The 10,880-nt window shown below is 71.8% G+C and carries 6 protein-coding genes; 3 read left to right on the forward strand and 3 right to left on the reverse strand.

Annotated elements, in window-relative coordinates; all coding sequences use genetic code 11:
- Positions 1-31: 31 nt before the first annotated feature.
- From EV148_RS07515 to EV148_RS07520, 3 genes are all read right to left on the reverse strand, one after another.
- The gene (locus EV148_RS07515; protein ID WP_158287368.1) at positions 32-2,914 is read right to left on the reverse strand and encodes an outer membrane protein assembly factor BamB family protein; all 2,883 of its coding nucleotides are present in this window, start codon (positions 2,912-2,914) and stop codon (positions 32-34) included.
- A gap of 74 nt (positions 2,915-2,988) precedes the next feature.
- The gene (locus tag EV148_RS18425; RefSeq protein WP_158287369.1) at positions 2,989-3,510 is read right to left on the reverse strand and encodes a tetratricopeptide repeat protein; all 522 of its coding nucleotides are present in this window, start codon (positions 3,508-3,510) and stop codon (positions 2,989-2,991) included.
- Positions 3,511-3,610: 100 nt separating this feature from the next.
- Positions 3,611-6,397: a serine/threonine-protein kinase gene (locus tag EV148_RS07520; protein WP_131995937.1), complete on the reverse strand. Its 2,787-nt coding sequence runs from the start codon at positions 6,395-6,397 to the stop codon at positions 3,611-3,613.
- A gap of 193 nt (positions 6,398-6,590) precedes the next feature.
- Here EV148_RS07520 and EV148_RS07525 point away from each other — a divergent pair, with 193 nt between their 5' ends.
- The 3 genes from EV148_RS07525 (at position 6,591) to EV148_RS07535 (ending at position 10,823) form a co-directional block, all read left to right on the forward strand.
- Positions 6,591-8,573: a hypothetical protein gene (locus tag EV148_RS07525; protein ID WP_131995940.1), complete on the forward strand. Its 1,983-nt coding sequence runs from the start codon at positions 6,591-6,593 to the stop codon at positions 8,571-8,573.
- A gap of 115 nt (positions 8,574-8,688) precedes the next feature.
- A complete protein-coding gene (locus EV148_RS07530) occupies positions 8,689-9,222 on the forward strand; it encodes a formate dehydrogenase subunit gamma (RefSeq protein WP_241988018.1) in 534 nt (177 codons plus the stop codon).
- Positions 9,219-10,823, forward strand: a complete 1,605-nt coding sequence (locus EV148_RS07535) for a formate dehydrogenase beta subunit (RefSeq protein WP_241988019.1) — start codon at positions 9,219-9,221, stop codon at positions 10,821-10,823. The genes EV148_RS07530 and EV148_RS07535 overlap by 4 nt, the downstream gene beginning before the upstream one ends.
- The last annotated feature ends 57 nt before the right edge of the window (positions 10,824-10,880 follow it).

Raw genomic sequence — 10,880 nt, forward strand, 5'->3', positions numbered from 1 at the left:
TCCCATTGTAGCGCGTATCGGCCGCGGGACCTCAGTCGTCGAAGCCGTCGACGAACAAGCTCTGGATCAGATCGACGCGCGCGAAGTTGTCGATCGTGTCGGATTCGCTCAAGCCTGTGGGGCCGTACGTCGTCGCGGTCATCGCAGGGGTTTCCCCGTCGGCATCGAGCACGCGCACGGAACCCGACACGTCGACCGTGCCGCCCGGCGCGAGATCGAACGTCGCGCGCACGTTGCCGGTCCGCGTGTCGAGCGTGCAGTCGCCGCCGGACTGCACCGCGCATGTCGCGCCGGCGATGCCGCTCGCCCACGGCAGGTTCGCGACGAGGCGTGCGCCGGCGATCGGCGCGTCGCCGGCGTAGGTGACGTGCAGGTGGAATGCGAGCGGCATGTCCGCGGCGACCTGCGTGCGGTCGGCGTCGAGCGTCAGGGCGAGGTTGCCGTGGGCAGTCACACTGGTGTCGTACAGGGCGACGCCCGCGGTCGTGGGCGACGGCAGTCGCGTCGCGACCGTGTGCGCGAGCAGTCGATTCGCCGCCGGCATCGCCAACGGAGCGGGGTATGACGAGGCATCGGTGAGATCGCCATCGTACGCGTACACCGCCTGCTGCCCCAGCAGCGCACCTTGCGCATCGAGTGCGGCGAGGAAGGTCGCCGATCCCGTGAAGCGGTGGCGGCGCCGCAGGTAGACATGCAGTTGGCCGTCCGGGTCACGCAGGACCTGCGATACCGACGAGGACAGGATGGGCGACGATTCGCCGAGCATCCACTCGTCGACGGTACCGCTGCCGTCGTTGTGCTGGCGTTTGAGCCAGGGCGCATAGTCCCGCTGGAACGGTACGATCTTGTCGCCGCCGGGCAGGATCAGCGACGCGCCGTAACCGTTGCAACCGGCGTCGTAGCACGGCACCCACGAGACCGTATTCGTCCACGTCGCGTTGCCGGTCGCGACATCCAGGCGAGCCCACGAATAGCTCGAATCGGTGCCCCCGTAAGCGACCAGCGAGCCGTCGCCGAGGCGATCGAGCGTGTCGCCGGGCCGGAGCCCATCGAACACATGCGAGCCCCACACGATCGAGCCGTCGGCGCCGGCCACTCGCAGCGCGGTCGCCGGCGCATCGAGGAAGCCGCCGGCGAGGACGACGTCGCCGTCGACGAGCGTGAGCGGCGCCGGCGACAGCACGAGCCCCTCGATACCTGCATCGACCGCCTCGTCGTGTCGCCAGAGCACGGCGCCATCCGCCGCCGCGAGCTTGTACAGCGTGCGGCGCTGGCAACCGAGACTCGGCGCCACCGGGCACGAGACGAGCGTGACGATGGAGACGAACGTGTTGCCCGTGGCGTCAGCGACGGGTTCGGACGCGTACGGGCAGTACAGCGCGTCGGCATCGCGCAACCAGCTCACCCAACGTCTCGTGCCGTCGGCGCGAGCGTATGCGGCCACGCGCGTCCACGCGGCATTGCTCGCGCAGAGACCGCCGTCGCCGAGGACCTGCACGACGGCGACGACGTCACCACCGCTCGCGACCGCCGGTCGCGCGCGCGACAGCGCGGGCGCGAACGCATTGCCGGGCGGTGCGATCGCATCGTTCGTGCGCCAGAGCTCGGTACCGCTCGCGCCGTCGATCGCGCGCAGCTGCAGGCGCGGTCCGTCGGCGTGTTGGCTGGCACCGGCGTCGAGCACGCGACCGTCGGCGTCGAGCACGCTCGTGGCATCCACGCCGTGATCGATCGCTGCGACGTCCGTCGATGCAACCGTCGCGCCGCTCGCGAGGTCGATGCGTTCGTCGATCGCGCGTGCGATGCCGGGCGCGGTTGCCGCAGGGCGAGCAATCGCCCGTGCTTCGTTGCCGCTGCGCGCGCCGACACCGAGCGGCAGCCGCGGCCCGTCGCCGTAGACGGCGCTCCAGACGATCGCACCGTTGTCCGGGTCGAGGCGTGCGCGCCTCGACGACGTCGCGACCAGCAGCGCATCGTCGAGCACGTCGATGCCGAGGATGTCCGCGAGCGGCTTGTTCCAGCGCGTAGTGCCATCCCCGGCGACGAGACGCGTGATGCCCGACGCGGTCGCGACGATGGGTTCCGCGGACGAGTCCGCACTGAGGCGAACGATCGCCGCATCGCCAACGAACGAACTCCAGGCGACATTGCCGTCGGCGACGTCGAGTGCGCGCACGTCGAAACCTGCGCGCACGTAGAGCGTGCCGGTGCCGACGGCAACGACGCCGCCGCGATCGCTGTCGGTCGTCGTCGCGCTCCACAGCAGGGTGCCGTCGGCGTCGTACTTGAGCGTGCGGAACGCGCCGTTACCGGACGGCGCCGAAACGTACAGGTTCGACGCCGCATCGACGACGAGGCCACCCGCGTCACCGTAGCTCGCACGCGAAAGTACGCGTTGCCAGATGACATCGCCCGTGCTCGTATCGAGGACGCTCAGGCGCGAGCGCCCCGCGCTCGCGATGCGCCCGGTCGAAATGCGCGCGAGCCATCCCGACGGCAGCGTGCGCGACCAGCCGAGCTGGCCGTCGGCTCCGACATGCACGATGCGGTTGGCGCGATCGTCGTCCTCGGGATCGGCGTACGCGACGGTCGCGCCGCCGTCGCCGTCGGCGAGCAGCGCTGCGATCGCCACCGTGGTGTCGAACGCGAAACTCCAGCGCACGCTCCCATCGGCGCGTACGCGCACGACTTCGACGTCGAGTGCGTTCGGCGCGAGCGCCCCGTAGACGACGTCGCCGCCGTCCGCGAACGCGACCGCCGCGGCCGGCTTCAGGGGCGCCGCCGACGGCACGAACGCATCGAGCGTCGGCGGTGCGGAGACGACGAAGTCGTTACGCCAGATCTCGCCCGCGCCGGCCGGATTCGCGAGTGCAGCGCCCGCGACGATGAATCCCGCGCAGCAGATGGCCTTCACGTCGGTCCCCCGGGAGCCCCTCTGCGAACCGACGCGGCAGCGCGCTGCAGCGTCGCAGCGCGCGGCCGCCGCGATCACTCTTCGGGCACGACGCCGAGATACGCGCCGGCAGCGCCGACCGTCGCCCAGAACTCGGCGGCGATGCCGAACGAGCGCTCGAACAGCTTCTCGGCGGTGGCGCGGTCGCCGTTGAGCAGGTAGAACGCGCCGATCTCGGCGAGCCCTTTCTCGTCCTTCGGATTGTTCGCGGCGAACTTGTCGAACAGCGGTTTCGCCTTCGCCCACTCGCCCGCCTCGCGGTAGACGCGTGCGATGCGGAACTCGTCGCTGTCCTCGTGCTCGCCGCCGAGCAGGCCGTCGAAGATGGCCTGGCCTTCCGCCTTGTGTCCGCCGAGATAGAGCACGCGGCCGATCGCGATGCGCTCCCAGCTGCCGTCCTTCGCCTGCACGCGCGCGATGTCGAGCAACGCACGCGCGGCGTCTTCCTTCGACTTGCCCTGGAACGTCGATGCGGCGACCTTCTGCGCGGCGTAGCCGACGCCGACACCGGCGACGAACAGGCTGACGGCGACGGCGACGGCGATGCGGTTCTTCATGCGATGGCACTCCTTCTCCATGGGAGCGCGCAGCATACGTATTCACCGGGGCCCGCTCCACCGCCACCATGCGACGAGGTGCGCGAAGCGCGACCGGCCCTCAGCCCTGTTCCACCATCCGCAACACCGCCTCCGCGCGCGCGATCGATGCCGCACCCGGCGCGTCGTAGCGCCGGCTCGCCTCGAGTGCCCGTTGCGCCCAGCTGCGCGCGGCCGCGCGATCGCCGCTGCGGCGCAGCGCCTCGGCGTGCACGAGCCAGAGGTACGGCCCGCTGCGCACGTCGCGGCGCCCGACCACGTGCTCGAACGCATCGACCGCGCGCGTGCTCGCGGCAACCGCGCCAGCGACGTCGTCGCGCGCGAGCGCGAGCCGGGCGAAGTCGCCCTCGGCGAGCGCGGCCGTCACGAGGTGGCGGCCGTGCTGCTGGGCGAGTACTTCGCTGAACTCGCGCTCGGCGGCGGCGAATTCGCCGCGGTCGAGCAGGAAGCGGCCCCAGCGCTCGCGTGCATCGAGCAGGGTGCGTGCGTCGGCGGGCTCCTTCTCGATGCGCTCGTCGAGCGATGCCTCGATCATCGCGCGTGCGTCGTCGATGCGCCCGACGCGGTCGTAGGCATCGCCGAGGATGAGCCGGTTGCGGCGCAGCTCGTAGTCGACGCCGGGCCGGGCGAGATAGGCGCGCTGGGCCGCCTCGAGGATCGGAATCGCTTCGGCCGCGCGGCCTTCGGCGGCGAGGCTCGCCGCGTAAAATTCGCGTGCGTACTCGTCGTAGGAATCGGTGTCCCAGTCGGCCGGGATCATCGCGAGCAGGTGGTCGAACAAGGCGAGCGCGCGTTGGCGATCGCCCTGCCGGTGCACCATCCAGGCGTGCTGCGCCGCGGGCACCCATGCGGTGCTGTGGTCCTCGCCGTACGTGCGGCGCGCGAGTTCGGCGCCCTGCTCGTACGCGCGCTCGGCGCCGGCATAGTCGCCCTGGTCCTCGCGCGCGGCGGCGAGCCCCGGCAGGATCAACTGCTGCAACTCGCCGTCGTCGCGGCGATGGCTCGCCTCGGCAGCGTCGATCGCGCGCAGGTAGGCCTGTTCCGCCGCGTGCGGATCGTCGCCGGCGAGGCGGAAGGCGAGCATGCCGAGCGCATGCACGTAACCCGGCGCGGTCGGCGCGACGCGCGCGTACAAAGCGATCGCGCGGTCGAGTGCGACCCGCGACTGCGCGCGCTCGGCCGCGTTGCTGGTGAACAGCCCGGCCTGGATCACCCACCAGCGTGCGCGCTGGACGCTGCGGTCGAGGCCCGCGCGGCGGATCAGTGGATCGGCCTGGGCGAGCAGGTGGCGTGCGGCGGCATAGTCGTTGCGGCCGCTCGCGTGCCAGGCGTCGTCGAGCAGGCCATCGATGATCGCCGGGTGCGCGTCGCCGAACGCGCGCCGCGCGAGTTCGACCTGCTGCTCGTGCAGCGCGTGGTAGCGCGCATCGTCGCCGAGTTCACGGTAGATCGACGCGGCCACGCCGAGCAGCTCGACCTGCGTCTGTGCGTCGTCGCTGAACTCGCCCGCGATGCGCGGCGCGGTCGCGTCGAGCAGTTCGCGCGCGGTGACCTGGCCGCGCGGCTTGTCCTGCGCGACGCGCGGGTCGCTCGCGCGGAACATGTCGATGAGGAAATCCTTGATCGTCGCCGCGCGGCGCGCCTGCGCGCGGGCGACGTCGGCCTGCCACAGCGCGAAGCCGAGCGCGGCGACGATCGCCACGGACACGACCAGCGCCGCCGCGACGCCGCCGCGATGGCGCGCGACGAACTTGCGCGCGCGGTAGCGCCGCGACGGCGGATGCGCCAGCACGGGTTGGCCTTCCAGGTGCCGCTCGAGGTCGTCGGCGAACGCGCCGGCGCTCGCGTAGCGACGCTCGGGTTCGGCATCGATCGCGCGCAGCACGATGTTGTCGAGGTCGCCGCGCAACGCGCGCCGCAGCGCCGCCGGCGGCAGCGGCGCATCGGGCGTCGCGGCATGCGCCTGCGCCGACAGCGTGCGCGTGTCGCCCGGTTCGCGCCGGTGCCCGGTCAGCAGTTCGCCGAGCAGCACGCCGAGCGCATAGACGTCGGTCGCCGCGGTCACCAGCCCGTGCCGGAACTGTTCGGGCGCCGCGTAGGCCGGCGTCATCGCGATCGCATGCGTGCGCGTCGCGTCGCCGCCGTCATCGGCGTCGAGCAGCTTGGCGATGCCGAAGTCGAGCAGCTTGACCTCGCCGTCCGCGGTGACCAGCACGTTCGACGGCTTGAGGTCGCGATGCACGATCAGCGCGCGATGCGCGGCCTCGACCGCGCGGCAGACCGCGACGAACAGGCGCAGGCGGGCGCGCAGGTCGAGCCGCGCCCGGCGCGCGTGCTCGGTGATCGGCACGCCTTCGACGAGCTCGAGCGCGATGTAGGGCACGCCTGCCTCGGTCACGCCGCCTTCGATGAGGCGCGCGATGCCCGGATGGCGCAGCTGGGCGAGCGCGCGGCGCTCGCTGCGGAAGCGCCGCTGCTCGTCGGCGGTGTAGATGCCCCGGCGCAGCAGCTTGAGCGCGACCACCTGGCACACGCCGGCCTGCTCGCGCGTCGCGCGGAACACGATCGAGCTGCCGCCTTCGCCGAGGCGATCGCCGAGCACGAACGGACCGATCATCGCCCCGCTTTCCGCGAGCGGCGGCTCGGGCTCGGCCTCGCCGACGCGGCCGAGCAGGTCCTCGAAGGAACCGTCGAGCGGCGCGTCGCGCGCCGCATCGGCCGCGAGCATGCGTTCGAGCGTCGTGCGCGTCGGCGACGGATGGTCGGCGAGCCAGGCCGCGCGTTCGCCTGGCGCGAGGGCGAGCGCGTATTCGAACAACTCGCGCAGATTCGGCAGCGGCTCGGTCATCCAGGTTCCTGCACGGGACTTCCGGTGCAAAACGCCACGGCGAGCGCCGTGTGGACACGAGTGTAGCCGCGCGATGGAGCGCGTGCGGCAACGGCGACCACCGGAAACGCGACGGCGCGCACGTCGCCGCGCAGGCGTTGTGCTAGCCTCGATCGGACCAGGCGGCGTCGCGTCGCCGCCCGTCGGAGAGGCCATGCGCGCATCGTTGCTCGCGATGTTCGTCGCCGCCGTGTCGACCGCCGGCGTACCGGCGTCCGCTGCGTCCGGCGCGCTCGCGCCGGCGGGCGACGGCAGCTGGTTCGCCTGGGGCGGTCGCACGCGGATCGAGTTCAACCCGGATGCGCTGCGCCGCCTCGACCTGGCGATCGAGCGCGTCGACGGCGCGCTCGAGCGCGTGCCCGGCGTACCCGGTCGTCGTTACGACGCCAGCGAGTTCGCCGCGCTCGCCGCAAGCGACCTGCAGTTGAACCATCGCGGCGCGGTGCTGACCGGCATCGGTGGCGGCTCGCTGCGCCACGCGGGCGGCCTCGTGTTGCGCCATCGCGGCGAGGTGATCGACCTGCGCGGCTTCGCCCTGCGCGCGAGCCCGGACACGCGCCTCGGCCTCGACCTCGTCGACGCGCAGGGGCGCACCTGGTTCACCGCCGACCATGCGCACTACGGCTTCGAGGGCGATGCGCGCGACGTCTTCGCGATGCGTCACATGAACCTGCGCCTCGCGCCGCGCCTCGCCGCGCTGCTCGGCGCGCGTGCGGGGGCGCCGATCGGCGGACTCGACCTGCACGCGTCGACGTCGGCCACGTTCGCGCCCGACGGCGGCACCTGCGACGCGCCGTGGCCGACGCCGGGGAATCCCGCGGGCATTTCGATGATCTACGGCGCGGTGACCTGGAACGGCTGGAGCGATTCGGTCTACGTCAAGCGCGACAGCGGCGACTGCACGCCGTCGAGCACGAACTGCCGCATCGTCGTCAATGCCGACTCCAGCCTGCGCAACAGCGGCACGACCGCGGTCGCGTGGTACGAGAAGTTCAACCGCGACCAGCCCGGCGCGGAAGGCGTGCCGCAACCGCCCTACGGCAACGACCAGCATCCCTACCTCATCTGGAACCTCTACCGCGTCGACGCGGCCGGGCGCATCCGGCAGATCGGCGCGTCGGGCGTCAAGCACGCGTTCTACACGGTCAACTTCGCCTGCACCGATCCCGGTTGCGGCCCCGGCCACGTGATCTACCCCCAGTGCGAGGACACCTACTCCAACTACAACAACGACGGCAGCACCTACCTCGGCCCGCGTTCGGAAATCGTCCCGCACACGGCCATCTGGGGCCGCTGCGGTTCGATCTACGACGAGGACTGCGACGGCGTCAACGACGACGGCTCGGGCGCGCAGGACCTGTTCCAGTACCGCATGGTCGTCGACGAGAGCGACCTGTCGCCGCCGAAGGCGACCGGCGCGCGCTACTACCTCGAGTACTGGTACGTCGTGCGCGACGACGACGCGATCTACGACTCCATGGCCTACCGCGAAGTCGCCTTCGGCAAGTCCGACCTCGGCACGCAGCCGCCGTCGTCGGCGTGGGACGTCACGCTCGTCGGCGACGTGCCCGCCGGCGCGGACTACCACGCCGGTTCCATGCTCGCCCACTGGGTGAGCCCTGCGGTCGCCCTCGTCAACGCGGTGAACACCGAACTCGCCACGCCGCTCGGCCGCGCACGCGTCGCGGTGCGCGTACGTCCCGCGGGCAGCGGGCACTGGCGCTACGAGTTCGCGGTGGCCAATTTCGACTACGCGCACGCGCAGGTCGACCCGGCGCATCCGTCCGAACCGAACCTCAAGCTCGACGCCAACCACGGCTTCGTGCGCTTCAGCGTGCCGCTCGCCGCGGGCGCGATCGTCAGCGACACGCGCTTCGACGACGCCGACCTCGATGCCGGCAACGACTGGGCGGTCGCGACGACGACGGCGGCGGTCACGTGGAGCGCTCCGGCCGGTGCGAACAGCCTCGACTGGGGCACGCTCTACCACTTCGAATTCGTGTCGACCGCGCCGCCCGCCGACATGGACCTCGGCCTGGTCGGCGCCGCGACGGCGAGCGAAGGCGAGCTGCCGTACGTCGTGCCGATCCGCTTCGGCGACACGATCTTCGCCGACGGCTACGACTGGATCGAGTGAGTGCCCACGTGCACGGCGGCGCATGGCGCACTGCAGCGTCGCGTTCCGCGGTTGCAGCAGCGGGCGTCGTGGTGCAGAGTCGGGATCCGATCCGGATTTTTCGCGTCGCAGGGGCATGGTGGCGCGCACGAGCATGGGCGACACGCCATCAACGCATGATTCGTCGCCGGCCGACGGCGACATGACGCTCGGCCAGCGCGCCGCGGTGGACGCGGTGCTCGCCTTGCACCGTGGCCGCCCGGGCGCGCTGCTGCCGATCCTGCACGGCATCCAGGACGCGCTCGGCTGGGTGCCCCCCGCGGCGCTGCCGTCGATCGCGCGCGCGCTCGACCTCGGTCGAGCCGAAGTGCACGGCGTGGTCAGCTTCTACCACCATTTCCGCAGCACGCCGCCGGGCCGCCACGTCGTGCGCCTGTGCCGCGCCGAGGCGTGCCAGGCACTCGGCGCGCGCGCGCTCGAGGCGCACGTGAAGCAGGTACTCGGCATCGACTGGCACGGCACGACTGCGGACGGCGCGCTCACGCTCGAGCCCGTGTACTGCCTCGGCAACTGCGGCTGCGGCCCGTCGCTGCTCGTCGACGACGATGGCTTGCACGCGCGCGTGACGCCGGCTTCGTTCGATGCCCTCGTCGCGGAGCTGCGGCGGTGAGCCTGCCCGCAGCATCGATGCCGCTGCGCGTGTACGTGTCGCGTGACGCGAGCGCGCTCGCACTCGGCGCCGACGCGACCGCACGCGCGATCGAAGCGGTCGCGCGCGAGCGCGGCATCGCGATCGACCTCGTGCGCACCGGTTCGCGCGGGATGTTCTGGCTCGAACCGCTGGTCGAAGTCGAGGTCGCCACGAATGGCGCGTCGACGCGCATCGGCTATGGACCGGTCGCGGCGCGTGACGTCGCCGGGCTGTTCGACGCGGGGTTCACCCGGGCGGGCGCGCATCCCGCGCGCGTCGGCCCGGTCGAGTCGCTCGACTGGCTCGCGCGGCAGGATCGCCTCTGCTTCGCTCGCGTCGGCGTCACCGATCCACTCGGCATCGCCGACTACGTCGCGCACGGCGGCTTTCGCGGCCTGCGCAACGCGCTGGCGATGGCGCCTGCGGACATCGTGAAGGTGGTGATCGACTCCGGCCTGCGCGGCCGCGGCGGCGCCGCGTTTCCGACCGGCCTCAAGTGGAAGACGGTCCTCGATGCGCCGGTTACGCAGCCGGCCGCAGGCCCCCAGCCCTCGAAATACGTCGTCTGCAACGCCGACGAAGGCGATTCGGGCACGTTCTCCGATCGCATGCTCATGGAAGGTGACCCGCTCTGCCTCGTCGAAGGCATGACGATCGCCGGCATCGCCGTCGGCGCGACGCAAGGCTACATCTACCTGCGCAGCGAGTACCCGCATGCCCGCCGCGCGCTCGATGCGGCGATCGCGAACGCCTATGCCGCCGGCTGGCTCGGCGCGGACATCCGCGGCAGCGGCCGCCGCTTCGACCTCGAAGTGCGGATCGGCGCGGGTGCGTACATCTGCGGCGAGGAAACCTCGCTGCTCGACAGCCTCGAAGGCAAGCGCGGCCAGGTACGCTTCAAGCCGCCGCTGCCGGCGATCAAGGGGCTGTTCGGCCGGCCGACCGTCGTCAACAACGTGATCTCGCTCGCCTCGGTGCCGCTGATCCTCGAACGTGGCGCGGCGTACTACCGCGACTACGGCGTGGGGCGCTCGCGCGGCACCCTGCCGATCCAGCTCGCCGGCAACCTCAAACGCACCGGCCTCGTCGAGAAGGCGTTCGGCGTGACCCTGCGCGAGCTCCTCTACGACTGGGGCGGCGGTTCGTACAGCGGTCGGCCGATCCGTGCGGTGCAGGTCGGCGGGCCGCTCGGCGCATACCTGCCCGAATCGCAGTTCGACACGCCGCTCGACTACGAAGCGTTCGCGTCGATCGGCGCGATGCTCGGCCACGGCGGCATCGTCGCGTTCGACGACAGCGTCGACATGGCGGAACAGGCGCGCCATGCGATGGAATTCTGCGCGGTGGAATCGTGCGGCAAGTGCACGCCGTGCCGGATCGGCTCGACGCGCGGGGTCGAGGTGCTCGACCGCCTGCGCGCGGGCATCGATCGCGAGCGGCAGCTCGCCCTGCTCGAGGACCTGTGCACGACGATGCGCCATGCCTCGCTGTGCGCGCTCGGCGGGCTAACGCCCGATCCGGTCACCAGCGCGTTGAAGCATTTCCGCGAGGATTTCGGGATTTCCACCCCGCGGGAGTAAGGTGGTGCGCGGCGACGGAGCGACCGCCGCCGTTCGCCCCACCGGGCCCTAGCCATC

Source organism: Dokdonella fugitiva (assembly GCF_004342425.1).
In the GTDB taxonomy this organism is placed as follows: Bacteria; Pseudomonadota; Gammaproteobacteria; order Xanthomonadales; family Rhodanobacteraceae; genus Dokdonella_A; species Dokdonella_A fugitiva.